14 protein-coding genes are annotated in these 18,428 nt (G+C 54.7%); 11 read left to right on the top strand and 3 right to left on the bottom strand.

Going from position 1 to position 18,428, the window contains the following annotated elements; genetic code table 11:
• Positions 1–46 precede the first annotated feature (46 nt).
• On the bottom strand, positions 47–1,021 hold the full coding sequence (gene acuI, locus JBO43_RS15985) for an acrylyl-CoA reductase (NADPH) (protein WP_095283631.1): 975 nt from the start codon (positions 1,019–1,021) through the stop codon (positions 47–49).
• 195 nt (positions 1,022–1,216) lie between these two features.
• Here acuI and csrD point away from each other — a divergent pair, with 195 nt between their 5' ends.
• The 8 genes from csrD (at position 1,217) to tldD (ending at position 13,370) form a co-directional block, all read left to right on the top strand.
• Complete coding sequence (csrD, locus tag JBO43_RS15990; RefSeq protein WP_202674703.1) at positions 1,217–3,157, top strand: RNase E specificity factor CsrD; 1,941 nt, start codon at positions 1,217–1,219, stop codon at positions 3,155–3,157.
• A gap of 170 nt (positions 3,158–3,327) precedes the next feature.
• The gene (gene mreB, locus JBO43_RS15995) at positions 3,328–4,371 is read left to right on the top strand and encodes a rod shape-determining protein MreB (protein WP_000913396.1); all 1,044 of its coding nucleotides are present in this window, start codon (positions 3,328–3,330) and stop codon (positions 4,369–4,371) included.
• Positions 4,372–4,429: 58 nt separating this feature from the next.
• Positions 4,430–5,446 (top strand): rod shape-determining protein MreC, encoded by a 1,017-nt coding sequence (mreC, locus tag JBO43_RS16000; RefSeq protein WP_095283629.1) that lies wholly within the window; start codon positions 4,430–4,432, stop codon positions 5,444–5,446.
• On the top strand, positions 5,446–5,934 hold the full coding sequence (gene mreD, locus JBO43_RS16005) for a rod shape-determining protein MreD (protein WP_095283628.1): 489 nt from the start codon (positions 5,446–5,448) through the stop codon (positions 5,932–5,934). The genes mreC and mreD overlap by 1 nt, the downstream gene beginning before the upstream one ends.
• 9 nt (positions 5,935–5,943) lie before the next feature.
• Positions 5,944–6,537: a Maf family protein gene (locus tag JBO43_RS16010; RefSeq protein ID WP_103947063.1), complete on the top strand. Its 594-nt coding sequence runs from the start codon at positions 5,944–5,946 to the stop codon at positions 6,535–6,537.
• Entirely contained in the window at positions 6,527–7,996 is a 1,470-nt protein-coding gene (gene rng, locus JBO43_RS16015) for a ribonuclease G (RefSeq protein WP_095283626.1), read from the top strand. Before JBO43_RS16010 ends, rng begins: the two co-directional genes overlap by 11 nt.
• A 43-nt stretch (positions 7,997–8,039) precedes the next feature.
• The gene (yhdP, locus tag JBO43_RS16020) at positions 8,040–11,837 is read left to right on the top strand and encodes an AsmA2 domain-containing protein YhdP (protein ID WP_202674704.1); all 3,798 of its coding nucleotides are present in this window, start codon (positions 8,040–8,042) and stop codon (positions 11,835–11,837) included.
• Positions 11,838–11,924: 87 nt separating this feature from the next.
• Positions 11,925–13,370, top strand: coding sequence for a metalloprotease TldD (gene tldD, locus JBO43_RS16025; RefSeq protein WP_095283624.1), 1,446 nt, complete (start codon positions 11,925–11,927; stop codon positions 13,368–13,370).
• Between the two features lie 62 nt (positions 13,371–13,432).
• Here the strand turns inward: tldD and JBO43_RS16030 are convergent, their stop codons facing one another.
• Together JBO43_RS16030 and aaeR are read right to left on the bottom strand one after the other, a co-directional pair.
• Positions 13,433–14,047: a YagU family protein gene (locus tag JBO43_RS16030; protein WP_103947061.1), complete on the bottom strand. Its 615-nt coding sequence runs from the start codon at positions 14,045–14,047 to the stop codon at positions 13,433–13,435.
• A 153-nt stretch (positions 14,048–14,200) separates the two neighbouring features.
• On the bottom strand, positions 14,201–15,127 hold the full coding sequence (gene aaeR, locus JBO43_RS16035) for an HTH-type transcriptional activator AaeR (RefSeq protein ID WP_095283622.1): 927 nt from the start codon (positions 15,125–15,127) through the stop codon (positions 14,201–14,203).
• A gap of 181 nt (positions 15,128–15,308) precedes the next feature.
• Here aaeR and aaeX point away from each other — a divergent pair, with 181 nt between their 5' ends.
• Genes aaeX through aaeB form a run of 3 tightly spaced genes read left to right on the top strand, consistent with a single transcriptional unit; the run spans position 15,309 to position 18,425 of the window.
• Complete coding sequence (gene aaeX, locus JBO43_RS16040; protein ID WP_095283621.1) at positions 15,309–15,512, top strand: p-hydroxybenzoic acid efflux pump operon protein AaeX; 204 nt, start codon at positions 15,309–15,311, stop codon at positions 15,510–15,512.
• A gap of 7 nt (positions 15,513–15,519) precedes the next feature.
• Entirely contained in the window at positions 15,520–16,452 is a 933-nt protein-coding gene (aaeA, locus tag JBO43_RS16045) for a p-hydroxybenzoic acid efflux pump subunit AaeA (protein WP_095283620.1), read from the top strand.
• A gap of 5 nt (positions 16,453–16,457) precedes the next feature.
• Positions 16,458–18,425, top strand: coding sequence for a p-hydroxybenzoic acid efflux pump subunit AaeB (gene aaeB / locus JBO43_RS16050; protein ID WP_095284396.1), 1,968 nt, complete (start codon positions 16,458–16,460; stop codon positions 18,423–18,425).
• Positions 18,426–18,428: the final 3 nt, after the last annotated feature.

Here is an 18,428-nt window from a genome sequence, read left to right on the forward strand (position 1 = left end):
GACGGAGGAGTTGAGTTAGCGCGAATATGTCACGAAAATTTGAAGATTACGCAATCTTCACCAGTGCGCGACCGTGGAACTGGTTGCTCATGATTTTGCTGGCGTATTCTGGAGCCTGTTCAAGCGTAATTTCGGTGGCGCTTTGGCTGAAGAACGACTCCGGCAAATCACGTACCAGACGCTCCCATGCCTGCGCACGACGCGCGGCTGGCGTCATCACAGAATCCACGCCCTGTAGACGGACATTGCGCAGAATAAATGGCATCACGGTGGTCGGCAGGGCAAAACCTCCCGCCAGACCACAGGCCGCGACACAACCGCCATAGTTCATTTGCGCCAGCAGTTTTGCCAGTACTTTATCGCCCACGGTATCTACCGCGCCTGCCCAAACCTGTTTTTCGAGCGGACGGGTTTCAGCAAACTCATCGCGTCCCAGAATACGATTAGCGCCTAAGGAGCGCAGATAATCGTGGGTACTTTCGCGCCCGGTAACAGCCGCGACCTGATAGCCTAATTTGTGCAACAGCGTAACAGCCGTACTGCCCACGCCGCCGCTGGCGCCGGTCACGACGATTTCACCGGAGTCGGGGAGAACGCCTGCATCCTCCAGCGCCATCACGCACAGCATGGCGGTAAAACCCGCGGTACCGATAATCATTGCTTTACGGCCGTCCAGGCCTTTCGGCATCGGGACCAGCCAGTCGCCGTTAACACGCGCCTGTGAAGCGAGGCCACCCCAGTGGTTTTCACCGACACCCCAGCCGGTCAACAACACCTGCTGCCCGGCGTGAAAACGAGGATCTTCGCTCGAATGCACACGACCGGCAAAGTCAATTCCCGGAATCATCGGAAAATTGCGGATGATTTTACCGGTGCCAGTGATCGCGAGGGCATCCTTGTAATTCAGGCTGGACCAGTCGATATCCACAGTCACGTTCCCCTCCGGGAGACGGTTTTCCTCAAGGGATTGAACCGACGCCAGAGTTTTGCCGTCTTGCTGTTCTAAGATCAAAGCCTGCATACAGATGTCCTCACTAAGCATGGTGATTGGAAAATAATTTCTGGAGACTATACTCGCTCATTGAAACGCTATGCCGATTTAACGCAATAAATTGCCAGATACACCAGGTTTGGTAGTATGCCCCGACCAAATGCAAGTTAGCACTTACTTGCTCTTTAACTGCTTCCCCCATCAACCAACGGAGTGATCTCAAGGATGCGATTAACGACGAAATTTTCAGCTTTTATTACGCTGCTGACGGGGCTGACTATCTTCGTCACCCTGATGGGGTGCTCGCTGAGCTTTTATATTGCGATTCAGGACAAGCTGGGCAACCGTTTACAGTCCGTAGCATCAGTCATTGATTCGCGTCTTGTGACCTCGACTTTACCTACGCTCTCACAGCAACTGGATGAACTGATGGTGCCGGTGGATATTGTGCACATCGACATCCTTCAGGGTAGCAAAGTTGTTCTGAGCCATGCGCGTCAAGGCAGTTATCGTCCGGCGGGGACTCTGGCGCAGTATCGCGAAATGACGGTCCATTCATTAAAAAGCCCTGGGATGACCATTAGGCTAGTCTATCAGGATCCGATGGCGAACTATTTCCGCTCGCTGATGACGACCGCACCGCTGACCGTCGCCGTGGGCTTTATTGTGGTGCTGATTTTTTTGGCGGTGCGCTGGCTGCGGCGTCAACTCTCCGGGCAAGAACTGCTGGAATCGCGGTCGGTGCGCATCTTAAACGGCGAACGGGGCGCGAAGGTGCGTGGTTCGGTCTACGAATGGCCTTCTCGAACCAGCAGTGCGCTGGATGTTCTGCTCTCGGAAATTCAGTTTGCCAGCGATCAGCGCAGTCGGATGGATACGCTCATTCGGTCATACGCCGCTCAGGACAACAAAACCGGCCTGAACAATCGTCTTTTCTTTGATAATCAACTGGCGACGCTGTTGGACGACACTGAGAAAGTGGGTGCGCATGGCGTCGTGATGATCATTCGTCTACCTGATTTTGATTTATTGCGCGATACCTGGGGCCGAACGGTGGCTGAAGACCATCTCTTTACGCTCATTAATCTATTATCGACCTTTATTATGCGTTATCCCGGAGCGCTACTGGCACGCTATCATCGTAGCGATTTTGCTGTGCTACTCCCGCACCGCACGTTGAAAGAGGCCGAAAGTATTGCCAGCCAGTTACTCAAAGCGGTCGATGCCCTGCCGCCAACCAAAATGCTCGATCGTGATGATATGGTTCATATCGGCATTTGCGCCTGGCGCGGTGGGCAACACACTCTTCAGGTGATGGAACATGCCGAAGCCGCCACGCGTAATGCGGTGCTGCAAGGTGCAAACGGCTGGGCGGTGTATGACGATTCCCTGCCGGAAAAAGGACGGGGTAATGTGCGCTGGCGTACGCTTATTGAGCAAATGCTCAGCCGTGGTGGGCCGCGCATTTATCAAAAACCCGCAGTGATGCGAAACGGGCAGGTTCACCATCGTGAATTACTGTGTCGCATTTTTGACGGTACGGAAGAGGTGGTCTCCGCTGAATATTTGCCGATGGTGCTGCAGTTTGGTCTTTCAGAAGAGTACGACCGCCAGCAAATTACGCGCCTTATTCCATTTTTATCTTTCTGGCCGGAGGAAAATCTGGCATTACAGATAACCGTAGAGTCGCTGATTCGCCCGCGTTTTCAGCGTTGGCTGCGTGATGTGCTGATGCAATGTGAAAAATCGCAGCGAAAACGCATTATTTTTGAACTTGCAGAGGCAGATGTCTGTCAACACATCAGCCGCTTACAACCGGTCGTTCGTCTGATGAACGCACTCGGCGCTCGTGTTGCTGTGACACAAGCGGGTTTAACGCTAGTGAGTACCAGTTGGATCAAGGAGCTGGATGTTGAGCTGTTAAAACTGCATCCGGGGCTGGTCAGGAATATTGAAAAACGCACGGAAAACCAGCTTTTAGTTCAGAGTCTGGTTGAAGCATGCAAGGGAACGCAAACGCAAGTTTTCGCCACGGGCATACGTTCACGTAGCGAATGGCAGATGTTGACGGAGCGCGGTGTGGCAGGTGGTCAGGGGGATTTTATTGCTTCCTCTCAGCCGCTTGACAGCAATGTGAAAAAATATTTGCAAAGATACTCTGTTTGACCTGCCGTTTGATTTGTTTTCACGTAGAATATCGCGCCTGTAGCTCTGAGTATGGCGAGCATAAATTTTCACCGTAGCAGATGATTTTTGCGCCTTGTCGCTGCTGCGTGTGGTTGGTAAAGTAAGCGGATTTCATTTTTCCGCCCCAGCTTTCAGGATTATCCCTTAGTATGTTGAAAAAATTTCGTGGCATGTTTTCCAATGACCTGTCCATTGACCTGGGTACTGCGAATACCCTGATTTATGTAAAAGGACAAGGCATCGTATTGAATGAGCCTTCCGTTGTGGCCATTCGTCAGGATCGTGCCGGCTCACCGAAAAGTGTGGCAGCCGTAGGACATGATGCGAAGCAGATGCTGGGTCGTACCCCAGGCAACATCGCCGCGATCCGCCCGATGAAAGACGGCGTTATCGCTGACTTCTTCGTCACCGAAAAAATGCTCCAGCACTTTATCAAACAGGTTCACAGCAATAGCTTCATGCGCCCAAGTCCGCGCGTGCTGGTCTGTGTACCGGTCGGTGCGACTCAGGTTGAGCGTCGTGCAATCCGTGAGTCCGCTCAGGGTGCTGGTGCGCGTGAAGTCTTCCTGATTGAAGAGCCAATGGCTGCAGCAATCGGTGCAGGCCTGCCGGTTTCTGAAGCAACCGGCTCTATGGTGGTGGATATCGGTGGTGGTACCACTGAAGTCGCCGTCATCTCCCTGAACGGTGTGGTTTACTCCTCTTCCGTGCGTATTGGTGGTGACCGTTTCGACGAAGCCATCATTAATTATGTGCGCCGTAACTACGGCTCTCTGATCGGTGAAGCCACCGCAGAGCGTATTAAGCACGAAATCGGTTCTGCTTACCCTGGCGACGAAGTCCGCGAAATAGAAGTGCGCGGTCGTAACCTGGCTGAAGGCGTTCCGCGCGGCTTTACTCTGAACTCCAACGAAATCCTCGAAGCGCTGCAAGAGCCGCTGACCGGTATCGTGAGCGCGGTGATGGTTGCGCTGGAACAGTGCCCGCCGGAACTGGCTTCCGACATTTCAGAGCGTGGGATGGTTCTGACTGGTGGTGGTGCGCTGCTGCGTAACCTCGACCGCCTGTTAATGGAAGAGACAGGTATTCCTGTCGTAGTTGCAGAAGATCCACTGACTTGCGTAGCCCGTGGTGGCGGCAAGGCGCTGGAAATGATCGACATGCACGGCGGCGACTTGTTCAGCGAAGAGTAGTCGGTATGAGAGGGTAGCGAAGGCTACCCTTTCTCTGACACGAGAATACGCATAGCCTATGAAGCCAATTTTTAGCCGTGGCCCGTCGCTGCAGTTTCGCCTGATCCTGGGGGTGCTGGTAGCGCTTGGAGTCATCATCGCCGATAGCCGCCTTGGTATGTTCAGCCAGATCAGAACATACATGGATACCGCCGTCAGTCCTTTCTATTTTGTATCAAACGGTCCCCGTGAATTACTCGACAGCGTTTCTCAAACCTTGTCGTCACGCGATCAACTCGAGCTTGAAAACCGTGCATTGCGTCAGGAACTGCTGCTGAAAAACAGCGAACTGTTGATGCTGGGTCAATACCGCCAGGAAAACGCCCGTCTGCGTGAACTGCTGGGCTCACCGCTGCGTCAGGACGAGCAAAAAATGGTGACTCAGGTGATCTCCACCGTCAACGATCCGTACAGCGATCAGGTGGTTATCGACAAAGGTAGCGTGAACGGTGTTTACGAAGGCCAGCCGGTCATTAGTGACAAAGGCGTTGTGGGCCAGGTGGTTGCTGTCGCCAAGCTCACCAGCCGCGTCCTGCTGATTTGTGATGCCACTCATGCGCTACCCATTCAGGTACTGCGTAACGACATCCGTATTATTGCAGCCGGTAATGGTTGTACGGACGATCTGCAGCTCGAGCATTTGCCCGCTAATACCGATATTCGTGTGGGGGATGTTCTGGTGACTTCCGGTCTCGGTGGTCGTTTCCCTGAAGGGTATCCGGTAGCGGTTGTCTCTTCCGTGAAGCTGGATACGCAACGCGCTTATACCGTGATTCAGGCTCGTCCGACCGCGGGCTTACAGCGTCTGCGTTATTTGCTGCTGTTGTGGGGCGCCGATCGTAACGGCATTAACCCGATGACGCCGGAAGATGTGCACCGCGTCGCCAATGAACGCTTAATGCAGATGATGCCGCAGGTTCTGCCAGCGCCTGATTCAATGGGGCCACCTGCGCCGGTTCCGGCACCTGCTACCGGATTAACGCAGCCACCTCCGGATGCGCCGCTGCCGCCACAAATCTCCCAGGGAGGGCAGTAGTGGCAAGCTATCGTAGCCAGGGGCGCTGGGTTATCTGGCTCTCGTTTTTTATCGCGTTATTGCTGCAAGTCATGCCCTGGCCGGACGACATTCTCGTTTTCCGGCCAAACTGGGTGCTGCTCATTTTACTCTACTGGACCCTGGCCCTGCCGCACCGCGTAAATGTGGGAACGGGTTTTGTGATGGGTGCCATACTGGATCTCATTAGTGGCTCTACGCTTGGCGTGCGCGCCTTGTCGATGAGTATTATTGCGTACCTCGTCGCACTCAAATTCCAGCTTTTCCGTAACCTCGCGCTCTGGCAACAGGCGTTGGTGGTGATGTTGTTGTCCCTCGCCGCAGATATCATTGTTTTCTGGGCTGAGTTTTTAGTGATCAACGTCTCTTTCCGACCGGAAGTGTTCTGGAGTAGTGTAGTAAACGGTGTGCTCTGGCCGTGGCTGTTCCTGCTGATGCGTAAAGTTCGCCAGCAGTTTGCCGTGCAATAAAAGGTTTCTATGACTGCTTTATATCTTGCCTCTGGTTCCCCGCGCCGTCAGGAGTTACTCACTCAACTGGGTATCACTTTTGAACGTATCGTCCCTGGTATTGAAGAAAAACGGGACGATGGCGAAAGCGCACAGCAGTATGTGTCGCGTCTGGCACGGGAAAAAGCCCAGGCGGGCGTGGCGCAAACGCCGCGTGATTTGCCGGTGCTGGGGGCAGATACCATCGTGATTCTCAACGGTGAAGTACTGGAGAAACCGCGTGACGCTGAACATGCGGCGCGTATGCTGCGCAAATTATCCGGACAAACGCATCAGGTGATGACGGCGGTGGCCCTGGCGGACAGCCAGCAGGTGCTGGATTGTCTGGTGGTCACAGATGTCACGTTCAGAGTGCTTACCGATGAGGAAATCGCCGGCTATATCGCCAGCGGTGAACCTATGGATAAAGCAGGTGCATACGGTATTCAAGGGTTGGGTGGCTGTTTTGTCAGGAAGATTAATGGCAGCTATCACGCCGTAGTCGGCTTACCGCTGGTGGAAACGTATGAGTTGCTGAGCAATTTTAACTCACTGCGTGAGGGAAGGGATAATTATGACGGCTGAATTGTTGGTAAACGTAACGCCATCGGAAACCCGAGTGGCCTATATTGATGGCGGCATTCTTCAGGAAATTCATATTGAGCGCGAAGCGCGACGCGGAATAGTAGGCAATATCTACAAAGGTCGTGTCAGTCGTGTACTACCGGGTATGCAGGCGGCATTTGTAGATATTGGCCTTGATAAAGCGGCGTTTCTGCATGCCTCGGACATCATGCCTCATACCGAATGTGTGGCGGGCGAAGAGCAAAAGCAGTTTACCGTTCGCGACATCTCCGAACTGGTCCGTCAGGGGCAGGATCTCATGGTCCAGGTGGTGAAAGATCCCCTCGGCACCAAAGGCGCCCGCCTGACAACAGACATCACTTTACCCTCCCGCTATCTGGTCTTTATGCCGGGTGCGTCGCACGTCGGTGTTTCTCAGCGCATTGAAAGTGAAAGCGAGCGCGAACGCCTGAAAAAGGTGGTGGGCGCTTACTGCGACGAGCAGGGCGGATTCATCATTCGTACGGCGGCAGAAGGGATCAGCGAAGACGATCTGGCGTCCGACGCAGCCTATCTGAAACGCGTCTGGACCAAAGTCATGGAGCGTAAAAAACGCAACCAGACGCGCTACCAACTGTATGGCGAACTGGCGCTGGCCCAGCGCGTATTACGTGATTTCGCTGATGCACAGCTCGACCGAATCCGTGTGGATTCGCGCCTGACCTACGACGCATTGCTGGAATTTACCGCCGAATACATCCCCGAGATGCCTGGCCTGCTGGAGCACTACTCTGGCCGTCAGCCGATCTTCGATCTCTACGACGTTGAGAACGAAATCCAGCGCGCGCTGGAGCGTAAAGTTGAGCTCAAATCCGGCGGATATTTGATCATCGATCAAACCGAAGCCATGACCACCGTGGACATCAACACCGGCGCATTTGTCGGCCATCGCAATCTCGACGATACCATTTTCAACACCAACATCGAAGCGACGCAGGCCATTGCGCGCCAGCTTCGTCTGCGCAATCTCGGCGGGATTATCATCATCGACTTTATCGATATGAATAACGAAGATCACCGCCGCCGCGTCCTGCATTCCCTGGAGCAGGCACTGAGCAAAGATCGGGTCAAAACCAGTATCAACGGCTTCTCACAGCTGGGCCTGGTAGAGATGACCCGCAAGCGCACGCGCGAAAGCGTCGAACACGTGCTGTGCAACGAATGCCCGACCTGCCACGGACGCGGCACGGTAAAGTCCGTGGAGACGGTGTGCTACGAAATCATGCGTGAAATTGTCCGCGTGCATCATGCTTACGACTCCGATCGTTTTCTGGTCTATGCTTCCCCTGCAGTGGCTGAGGCGCTGAAAGGCGAAGAGTCGCACGCGCTGGCGGAAGTGGAAATCTTTGTCGGCAAACAGGTAAAAGTACAAATCGAACCACTCTACAGCCAGCAGCAGTTTGATGTGGTGATGATGTAAGACGCAGCATAGCTGCAAGAGAACGGCTGACAAGGAGAGATGCGTGAGGCGATTGCCAGGAATTTTACTGCTTACAGGGGCAACGCTTGTCGTCATTGTCGCGTTGCTCGTGAGCGGGCTGCGCCTCGTTTTACCGCATCTCGACAGCTGGCGCCCGCAGGTGCTGGCAAAAATAGAAAGCGCAACCGGCGTTCCCGTTGATGTCAGCCAGCTGAGCGCAAACTGGCAAAACTTCGGCCCGACGCTGGATGTGCGCGATATCAATGCCACCCTGAAAGACGGCGGCTACCTCAAAATTAAACGCGTGACCCTGGCGCTGGATGTCTGGCAAAGTCTGCTGCACATGCGCTGGCAGTTCCGCGATCTCACCTTCTACCAGCTGCAGTTTTTAACCAATACCCCACTGAGCAATAGCGAAGACAGCAAAGGTATTGAGACCAACCGCATCAGCGATCTTTTCCTGCGTCAGTTCGATCATTTCGATCTGCGCGACAGCGAAATCAGCTTCATCACGCTCTCCGGGCAAAGGGCTGAACTGGCGATCCCACAGCTCACCTGGCTCAACGGTAAAGATCGTCATCGCGCCGAAGGGCAGGTCAATCTCTCCAGCCTGAACGGGCAGCACGGCATCATGCAGGTGCGCATGGATCTGCGCGACGACAACGGGTTGCTGAACAAGGGTAAAGTCTGGCTGCAGGCCGATGATGTTGATGTAAAACCGTGGCTCGGTAAATGGATGCAGGACAACGTGGCGCTGCAGCGGGCGAGATTTAGCCTTGAAGGCTGGCTGACGCTGGCCGATGGTGATATTGCCGCCGGTGATGTCTGGTTGAAGCAGGGCGGTGCGGCGTGGAAAGGTGAAAACCAAACCCACGATATGTCCGTCGATAACCTAACTGCCCATGTGACGCGCCAGGGGGCCAACTGGCAATTCACGATCCCGGATACGCGCATCACAATGGACGGAAAAGCCTGGCCGCGCGGTGCGTTAACGATGGCGTGGGTGCCTGAGCAGGAAGTTGGCGGCGTGAATAACAAACGCAGCGACGAGCTGCGCATTCGCGCCAGTCATCTCGATCTGGAAAGTCTCGACGGTTTGCGCCCGATTGCGAACCGCATGTCTTCCGCGCTGGGGGAAGTCTGGCAAGCTACGCAGCCGAGCGGGCAGATTGACACGCTGGCGCTGGATATCCCATTGCAGGCCACTGAAAAGACGCGCTTTCAGGCTTCCTGGAAAGCGCTTGCCTGGAAGCAATGGAAACTGCTCCCTGGAGCCGAACATTTTGATGGCAAGCTTGAAGGCAGCGTTGAAGACGGCAGACTGACGGCGCTAATGACCGATGCCAAAATGCCGTACGAAACGGTTTTCCGCGCGCCGCTGGAAATCGAAAAAGGCGCGGCGACGCTCAACTGGCTGAAGAACGATAAAGGTTTCCAGCTGGATGGCCGTGATATCGACGTCAAAGCGACCGGCGTTCACGCGAGCGGTAATTTCCGCTATTTGCAGCCCGCTGGAGATGAACCCTGGCTGGGCATTCTGGCAGGTATCAGCACCGATGATGGTGGTCAGGCCTGGCGCTACTTCCCGGAAAACTTGATGGGCAAAGCGCTGGTGGACTACCTGAGCGGAGCGATTCAGGGCGGTCAGGCCGATAACGCCACGCTGGTGTACGGCGGTAATCCGCATCTGTTCCCCTATAAACACAACGAAGGTCAGTTCCAGATTCTGGTTCCGCTGCGCAATGCTACCTTCGCCTTCCAGCCGGACTGGCCCGCGCTGAAAAACCTCGATATTGAGCTGAACTTCCTCAACGATGGCCTGTGGATGAAGACGGACAGCGTCGCACTCGGCGGCGTCACTGCCAGCAATCTGACGGCGGTAATTCCTGATTATTCAAAAGAAAAGTTGCTGATCGATGCGGACATCAATGGTCCGGGTAAAGCCGTTGGCCCTTATTTCGAAGACACACCGCTCGACGACTCGCTGGCTGCGGCGCTACAACAGCTGCAAATTGACGGCGATGTGAATGCCCGTTTGCATCTGGATATCCCGCTGGATGGCGAAATGACCACCGCAGAAGGCGACGTGGTTCTGAACAACAACAGCCTGTTTATCAAACCGCTCGACAGCACGCTCAAGAATCTGAGCGGTAAGTTCAGCTTTGTGAATGGCAACCTGAAGAGCGACCCGCTGAAAGCGACCTGGTTTAATCAGCCGCTCAATGTTGATTTCAGCACCACCGAGGGTGAAAAAGCCTATCAGGTTGCGGTGAACATGGACGCGAACTGGCAGCCTGCGCGCATGGACGTCCTGCCAAAACCGGTGGCTGAATCTATCGACGGGACGGTGGCCTGGAACGGCAAAGTGGCTATTGACCTACCGTATCGCGGAAGTGCGCACTATAAGGTCGATGTGACTGGCGATCTGAAGAATGTAAGCAGTCACTTACCTGCGCCGCTGGATAAGAAAACCGGGCAGCCATTGCCGATGCAAATAAACGTACAAGGCGACCTGAACAGTTTCGAGCTGACCGGCAATGCCAGCGGTAAAAATCATTTCAATAGCCGCTGGTTACTCAATCGCAAGTTAACGCTCGACAGAGCTATCTGGACCACGGATAGCCGCACTATTCCCCCGTTACCTGAGCAGCCGGGCGTTGAACTGAATCTGCCGCCAATGGATGGCGCAGAATGGCTGGCGATGTTTAACAAGGGCGTCGGGCAAAATGTCGATCAGGCGGCGCAGTTCCCGCAGCGCATCACTGTCCGTACTCCGGCTCTGACCCTGGGTGGGCAGCAGTGGAATAATCTCAGCATTGTCTCTGAACCGACGCTTAATGGATCGACTGTAGAAGCGCAGGGGCGTGAAATTAACGGCACGCTGACGATGCGTGACAACGCCCCGTGGCAGGCGGCGATTCGTTATCTCTACTATAACCCGACGACGGCAGCGAAAGGGCAAACGGGAACGGATTCGCCATTAGCCGAAGTTTCAAAAGTGGATTTCAGCGGCTGGCCTGATTTACAGCTGCGCTGCGCAGAATGCTGGCTCTGGGGGCAGAAATACGGCCGCATCGACGGTGACTTTAGTATTCAGGGCAATACCCTTAGCCTGGCAGGGGGCCTGATTGATACCGGTTTTGGCCGACTGACGGCAGACGGTGAATGGGTGAACGGTGCAGGCGACCAGCGCACCTCGCTGAAGGGAAAAGTAAAAGGCAATAAGCTGGATGCTGCGGCTAATTTCTTTGGCGTCAGCACCCCGCTACGCGGTTCTTCTTTTGATGTGAATTACGATCTGCACTGGCGCGCTGAGCCGTGGAAGCCGGACGAAGCGTCTCTCAACGGCATCCTGAAAACCAATCTGGGCAAAGGCGAGATCGCCGACGTCAGTACCGGCCATGCCGGGCAGTTGTTACGCTTGCTGAGTTTCGATGCGCTGCTGCGCAAACTGCGCTTTGACTTTAGCGACACCTTCAGCGAAGGGTTCTATTACGATTCCATTCGCAGCACGGCGTGGATCAAAGACGGCGTACTCCACACGGACGATACGCTGGTGGATGGCCTTGAGGCCGATATCGCCATGAAAGGCTCCGTCAATCTGGTGCGCCGAGAGCTGGACCTTGAGGCTGTGGTTGCGCCGGAAATCTCAGCGACCGTCGGCGTCGCAGCGGCGTTCGTGGTGAACCCGATTGTCGGCGCGGCGGTATTTGCCGCCAGCAAGGTGCTGGGGCCGTTGTGGAGCAAAGTATCAATCCTGCGTTATCGCATCACAGGTCCGGTTGATAAGCCGCAGATTAATGAGGTGCTCCGTCAGGCGCGCAAAGAAGCACAGCAATGATTTGACGCGGGCAAGTAATTGCCCCACTCTCATAAATAATGAATTTATTTACCGCCAACTGGCGGCAACGAACGAGTAGCAAAAACGATGAGTCTGAACCTGGTAAGTGAACATTTGCTCGCAGCGAACGGCCTGAGTCATCAGGACCTGTTTTCCATTCTCGCCCAACTGACCGAGCGCCGCCTCGATTACGGCGATCTCTATTTCCAGTCGAGCTACCACGAATCCTGGGTTTTAGAAGACAGCATCATTAAAGATGGCTCCTATAACATCGATCAGGGCGTTGGCGTTCGCGCCGTGAGCGGTGAGAAAACCGGTTTTGCCTATGCCGATCAAATTAGCCTGACCGCGCTTGAGCAAAGCGCCCAGGCGGCACGCACCATCGTACGTGAAACGGGCGATGGCCGCGTGAAAACGCTGGGCGAAGTGCAGCACACAGCGCTGTATACCAGCATCGATCCGCTGCAAAGCATGAGCCGCGAAGAGAAGCTGGATATCTTGCGCCGCGTAGACAAAGTGGCGCGTGCTGCGGATAAACGCGTGCAGGAAGTTTCTGCCAGCCTCAGCGGTGTGTATGAACTCATTCTGGTTGCCGCTACTGACGGTACTCTGGCGGCGGATGTGCGCCCGCTGGTTCGTCTGTCTGTGAGCGTGCAGGTGGAAGACGACGGTAAACGCGAGCGCGGCTCCAGCGGTGGCGGCGGTCGTTTCGGCTATGACTGGTTCCTGGCCGACGAAGACGGTGAAGTGCGTGCGGATGCCTGGGCGAAAGAAGCTGTGCGTATGGCGATGGTCAATCTCAATGCGGTAGCAGCACCCGCCGGTACGCTGCCGGTCGTCCTTGGCGCGGGCTGGCCTGGCGTGCTGCTGCACGAAGCGGTCGGTCACGGTCTGGAAGGCGATTTTAACCGTCGCGGCACCTCTGTGTTCAGTGGTCAGATGGGCGAACTGGTGGCCTCTGAGCTGTGTACCGTTGTGGATGATGGCACCATGACCGATCGTCGTGGCTCAATCTCCATCGACGATGAAGGGACGCCAGGACAGTACAACGTGCTGATCGAAAACGGCATCCTGAAAGGTTACATGCAGGACAAACTCAACGCGCGCCTGATGGGCGTCGCACCTACCGGTAACGGCCGTCGTGAGTCCTACGCGCATCTGCCGATGCCGCGCATGACCAACACCTATATGCTGGCGGGTAAGTCCACGCCGCAGGAGATTATCGAATCGGTGGATTACGGTATCTTCGCGCCAAACTTCGGCGGCGGTCAGGTGGATATCACCTCCGGCAAGTTTGTCTTCTCAACGTCAGAGGCCTATCTGATTGAGAAAGGCAAAGTCACCAAAGCGGTGAAAGGTGCCACGCTGATTGGTTCCGGTATCGAAGCGATGCAGCAGATTTCGATGGTCGGCAACGATCTGAAGCTGGATAAAGGCGTGGGCGTCTGCGGTAAAGAGGGCCAGAGTCTGCCGGTTGGCGTCGGTCAGCCGACGCTGAAAGTGGACAACCTGACCGTCGGCGGTACGGCCTGACCTGAACAATCCTGAAAAAAATGGCGCGCCTCAATAAGGCGCGCCATTTTTTTATGTGACGCTTATCGGACGCTGTTCAGCGGTATCTCAGGATCGGGCTCACGCGTGATGCGGTTGCGTAAATCACGACGAATAATTTCGATCGACCAGAACCAGACCAGGTGTCCCACAATCTCGGAAACGTGTTCGTACCAGGGCAGAGTAAACAGCGGCGGTGTCAGCCCCATCAGCGGGAATGAAATCATATGGACAAAAATCTGCGCTAATGCCCCAGCGAATAACCCCTGCCAGAGTTTTATTTTCGGGAAGACTTCTGCCACAACGCAATAGCCTACAGCGAACACGATGGAGAAAATAATATGTGTTACGCCAACCCAGTTAAATACATGCCCAGCAAATGAATAAACCGCTGCGTTTGGATCGACGACGCCCAGCCAGTCACGCAGGAATACATAGGGAGGATTGAGGAAATTACGCGAGCAATCAATTTGGCTGGCTGCTCTGATTAATTGTTCTGGTCCACATGCAGCGCTGAATAAATCGGTTGGACTGCGTGGAGGAAGTGGGACCTCTGCGCCCCATTTGACAAAGGCCGAGACGATTCCGGCGATCAGCCCAATGAACGCGGCAAGCCCATAGCGCCTGCGTGAAGGCGGTGTTTGTTCAAACAGATTCATTTTTATTCCTTGTTTAAATAATTCCTGAGTAACATTATTTTTATAAAGTATATTTTTAACAAATAAATAACTCCTGATACCCAAATACGATAAATGGCAAATGGCGAAGGTGTCAATTCGCCATTATTAATAGAATTGAGTGAAATATCTTAATTATTCCTTCCTTCTGCCTCGCATTCCCTGATACAACTCCGCCACTTCGACAAAATAATCTGTCAGATAATTAATGCACACCTGAACCTTGAGCGGCAGTTTGTCCTTTTCAGTATACAGGGCATACACCGGGCGCGGGTCGGACTGATAGCGTGGGAACAGGATCTCAAGCTCGCCGCTGTTGATCTCATTGATCACCCACATCAGCGGTACGTAGGCAATGCCCGCACCAGCAACCAGCCAGCGGGAAATGGTCATCGGATCGTTAGTCACAAATCGCCCTTGCGGCAGCAATTTTGTGGAAAGCCCTTCCGGGGCGATCAGCTCAAACTCGTTGTCCGGGCGCACGCTGTATTCCAGCCATGAATGATTGCTCAGATCGGCGGGTTTTTCCGGCACCCCAAACTGCGCCAGATAATTTTTTGAGGCGCAGACCACCATCGGCATACTGCCCAGACGGCGCGAAAACAGGCTGGAGTCCTGTAACGCGCCGACGCGGATCACCACATCCAGTCCGTCGGCGATCAGGTCCGGTGCGGGGATGCCGGTGACTAAATTGACCGCCAGTCCTGGATACTCTTTGAGCATTTCTGCCGTCATACTGGCGAGGACATTTTGTGCCATAGTTGAAGAACACCCGATCCGCAGCGTGCCGATAGGCGTGTTATTGAATGCGTAGAGTTGTTCATGCACGTCCTGGACTTCGTGCAGCATCCGACGACAGCCCTGGTAATAAATTTTGCCTGCCTCCGTCAGCCCAATGCTGCGGGTGCTGCGGTTCAGCAGTTTGACCTGCAGCTCATCTTCCAGTTTTGACACCGTCTGGCTGATGGAGGAAACACTCATTTGCAGCTGGCGGGCAGCGGCGGTAAAGGAGCCAAATTCGACGACTTTGGCAAACACAGACATGCGCTTTAAACGTTCCATTGTTCACTCTGGCTTAAAAGTGATTTAGATCACATATTATAGATAACAGCATAACAGTTACGTTAATATATTATTACTGACATAACAGCTTCACCATTCCCGCCCGGCTTTTCTTGCCCTTCAGCGATGGTGTGAGCTAAACAAAAAACTGTCGCCTGCTCGCTCTCAAATCAAGGTCAACATGAGTCTGTTTCCCGTTATCGTGGTGTTCGGTCTGTCGTTCCCACCGATTTTCTTCGAACTAATTTTATCACTGGCGATTTTCTGGCTGGTGCGCAAGGTGCTGGTCCCGACCGGTATCTACGACTTTGTCTGGCACCCTGCACTGTTTAATACCGCGCTGTATTGCTGCCTGTTTTACTTAATATCGCGCATGTTTGTCTGAGGTAGATGTGAAAACACTAACAAGAAATATCTCCCGTACCGCCATTACCGTGGCGTTGGTAGTCCTGGCGTTCATCGCTATTTTCCGCGCCTGGGTGTTTTATACCGAGTCGCCGTGGACGCGCGATGCGCGTTTCAGCGCTGACGTCGTGGCGATCGCACCGGATGTCGCCGGGCTTATCACTGCGGTTAATGTGCGTGATAACCAGCTGGTGAAGAAAGATCAGGTGCTTTTCACCATTGATCAGCCGCGCTACCAAAAAGCCCTCGAAGAAGCTGAAGCAGACGTCGCTTATTACCGCGCACTTGCCACGGAAAAACGCCGTGAAGCTGGACGACGCAATCAGCTTGGCGTTCAGGCCATGTCGCGTGAAGAGATTGACCAGTCCAATAACGTTCTGCAAACCGTGCTCCATCAGCAGTCAAAAGCAGAAGCCACGCGTGATCTGGCGAAACTGGATCTGGAACGCACAGTGATCCGTGCGCCCTCTGACGGCTGGGTGACTAACCTCAACGTCTACACCGGGGAATTTATCACCCGCGGCTCGACCGCCGTGGCGCTGGTGAAACAGCACTCTTTCTACATTCTTGCCTATATGGAAGAGACCAAACTCGAAGGCGTGCGTCCAGGCTACCGCGCTGAAATCACGCCGCTCGGCAGCAACCGCGTGCTCAAAGGCACGGTGGATAGTGTCGCCGCTGGCGTCACTAACTCCAGCGCGACGCGTGATAGCAAAGGGATGGCAACGGTCGATTCTAATCTTGAGTGGGTTCGTCTGGCGCAACGCGTGCCGGTGCGCATTCGTCTGGATGAAGAGCAGGGTAATCTGTGGCCGGCCGGCACGACCGCGACGGTGGTGATCACGGGCGAAAAAGACCGCGATGCCAACAACGATTCTCTGTTCCGCAAAATCGCGCATCGTCTGCGTGAGATTGGTTGATTGTGATGGGTATTTTTACCATCGCCAGCCAGCATGTACGCTTCGCCGTTAAGCTGGCGTGCGCCATCGTGCTGGCGCTGTTTGTCGGTTTCCACTTCCAGCTGGAAACACCGCGTTGGGCGGTACTGACGGCAGCGATAGTTGCGGCGGGCCCCGCTTTCGCGGCAGGCGGCGAACCTTACTCTGGTGCTATCCGCTATCGCGGTATGCTGCGTATTGTCGGGACCTTTATCGGCTGTATCGCGGCGCTGACGATCATCATCACCATGATTCGCTCCCCGCTGATGATGCTGATGGTGTGCTGTATCTGGGCGGGTTTTTGTACCTGGATCTCTTCCCTGGTCAAAGTGGAAAACTCCTACGCCTGGGGGTTGTCCGGGTATACCGCGCTGATCATTGTTATCACCATCCAGACTGAACCTTTGCTTGCCCCGCAGTTCGCGCTGGAGCGGTGTAGCGAAATTGTCATCGGGATCGTGTGTGCGATTGTCGCCGATCTGCTTTTCTCGCCGCGATCCATCAAGCAAGAGGTCGATCGAGAGCTGGATGCCCTGATTGTTGCCCAGTATCAACTGATGCAGCTCTGCATTAAACACGGCGACAGTGACGAGGTGGATAAAGCCTGGGGCGCTTTGGTTCGCCGCAGCACTGCGCTGGAAGGAATGCGCAGTAACCTGAATATGGAATCCTCCCGTTGGGCGCGCGCTAACCGGCGTTTAAAAGCGCTCAATACGGTATCGTTAACGCTGATTACCCAGGCGTGCGAAACCTATCTTATTCAGAACACACGCCCGGAAGCGATCACTGAGACGTTTCGTGAGCTGTTCGAGGAACCGGTTGAAACGGTGCAGGATGTCCATAAACAGCTGAAGAGAATGCGCCGGGTGATTGCCTGGACGGGTGAGCGCGAAACGCCCGTCACCCTTTATAGCTGGGTCGGAGCGGCGACGCGCTACTTGTTGCTTAAACGCGGGGTGATCAGCAATACCAAAATCAGCGCAACCGAAGAAGAAGTCCTGCGTAGCGAAGTGGTTATCAAGGCCGAGTCGGCAGAGCGTCATCATGCAATGGTTAACTTCTGGCGCACTACGCTGGCCTGTATGCTCGGCACGCTGTTCTGGCTGTGGACGGGCTGGACCTCAGGCAGTGGCGCGATGGTCATGATTGCGGTAGTGACCTCGCTGGCGATGCGCTTGCCCAATCCGCGCATGGTGGCCATCGATTTCCTTTACGGCACCCTTGCCGCGTTGCCCCTCGGCGCGTTCTATTTTCTGGTGGTGATCCCATCAACACAGCAAAGCATGCTGCTGTTGTGTATCAGCCTGGCGGTACTGGCGTTCTTTATTGGTATCGAAGTGCAGAAACGCCGCCTGGGATCGCTGGGTGCGCTGGCCAGTACCATTAATATTCTGGTGCTGGATAACCCGATGACTTTCCACTTCAGTCAGTTTCTCGACAGCGCGTTAGGCCAGCTGGTGGGCTGTTTCCTGGCGATGATGGTGATTCTGCTGGTGCGCGATAATTCGCAGGCGCGAACCGGACGTGTGCTGCTGAATCAATTTGTCTCGGCAGCTGTTTCCGCGATGACGACCAACACCGCGCGTCGAAAAGAGAATCATCTGCCCGCGCTGTATCAGCAGCTGTTTTTACTGCTGACCAAATTCCCTGACGATATCGGCAAGTTCCGCCTGGCGCTGACGATGATCATCGCGCACCAGCGTCTGCGTAATGCGCCTGTACCGATCAACGACGATCTGTCGGCGTTTCACCGTCAGCTTCGTCGCACGGCGGATCATGTGATTTCTGCGTCGAGCGACGATAAGCGTCGCCGCTATTTTGCCCAACTGCTGGAAGAGCTGAACATCTACCAGGAGAAACTGCAGGTATGGGAAGCACCGCCGCAGGTGACGGAGCCGGTACGGCGTCTGACGGATGTGTTGCATCGGTATCAAAACGCGCTCACCGACAGCTAAAGG

The organism is Lelliottia jeotgali, from assembly GCF_016771845.1.
Classification (GTDB): domain Bacteria; phylum Pseudomonadota; class Gammaproteobacteria; order Enterobacterales; family Enterobacteriaceae; genus Enterobacter; species Enterobacter jeotgali.

What these genes read in the sequence shown, in the direction of transcription:
- acuI (WP_095283631.1), bottom strand. Translation starts at nt 1,021, where the DNA reads ATGCAGGCTTTGATCTTAGAACAGCAAGACGGCAAAACTCTGGCGTCG.
- csrD (WP_202674703.1), top strand. Translation starts at nt 1,217, where the DNA reads ATGCGATTAACGACGAAATTTTCAGCTTTTATTACGCTGCTGACGGGG.
- mreB (WP_000913396.1), top strand. Translation starts at nt 3,328, where the DNA reads ATGTTGAAAAAATTTCGTGGCATGTTTTCCAATGACCTGTCCATTGAC.
- mreC (WP_095283629.1), top strand. Translation starts at nt 4,430, where the DNA reads ATGAAGCCAATTTTTAGCCGTGGCCCGTCGCTGCAGTTTCGCCTGATC.
- JBO43_RS16010 (WP_103947063.1), top strand. Translation starts at nt 5,944, where the DNA reads ATGACTGCTTTATATCTTGCCTCTGGTTCCCCGCGCCGTCAGGAGTTA.
- rng (WP_095283626.1), top strand. Translation starts at nt 6,527, where the DNA reads ATGACGGCTGAATTGTTGGTAAACGTAACGCCATCGGAAACCCGAGTG.
- tldD (WP_095283624.1), top strand. Translation starts at nt 11,925, where the DNA reads ATGAGTCTGAACCTGGTAAGTGAACATTTGCTCGCAGCGAACGGCCTG.
- JBO43_RS16030 (WP_103947061.1), bottom strand. Translation starts at nt 14,047, where the DNA reads ATGAATCTGTTTGAACAAACACCGCCTTCACGCAGGCGCTATGGGCTT.
- aaeR (WP_095283622.1), bottom strand. Translation starts at nt 15,127, where the DNA reads ATGGAACGTTTAAAGCGCATGTCTGTGTTTGCCAAAGTCGTCGAATTT.
- aaeX (WP_095283621.1), top strand. Translation starts at nt 15,309, where the DNA reads ATGAGTCTGTTTCCCGTTATCGTGGTGTTCGGTCTGTCGTTCCCACCG.
- aaeB (WP_095284396.1), top strand. Translation starts at nt 16,458, where the DNA reads ATGGGTATTTTTACCATCGCCAGCCAGCATGTACGCTTCGCCGTTAAG.